1 protein-coding gene is annotated in these 249 nt (G+C 65.5%); it reads right to left on the bottom strand.

Annotation, left to right across the window (positions count from 1 at the left end; all coding sequences use genetic code 11):
- Positions 1-249 (bottom strand): hypothetical protein (locus OC490_RS49245; protein ID WP_262064583.1); only part of this gene is annotated, 249 nt, incomplete at both ends.

The raw sequence follows: 249 nt of genomic DNA, 5'->3' as shown, positions 1-249 counted from the left end.
TGATCGGCGCGGGCCGGATCGGTGGTGTGGGTGAGGGTGATCGCCTCGGGGTGGGTCGGGTCGTCGATCAGATTGACGTTGATGTGCAGCTGGTCGCCTGAACTGGGCAGCTCCAGGCCGGAGTTGAGGTGCGTGTCCAGGAGTGCGGTGATGCGGTCCTTGAACTGCCCGGTGAGCGCGGGGTTGTTGGTGGTGACCGGGAGGTTGAGCGTGTAGTCCCGGACCCACTGACCGTTGGGCGCCTGGATA

Source organism: Streptomyces sp. STR69, from assembly GCF_024519455.1.
Lineage (GTDB): Bacteria > Actinomycetota > Actinomycetes > Streptomycetales > Streptomycetaceae > Streptomyces.
The sequence above is the reverse complement of the archived record's forward strand: the minus strand, read 5'-3'. Positions and strand labels throughout refer to the sequence as shown.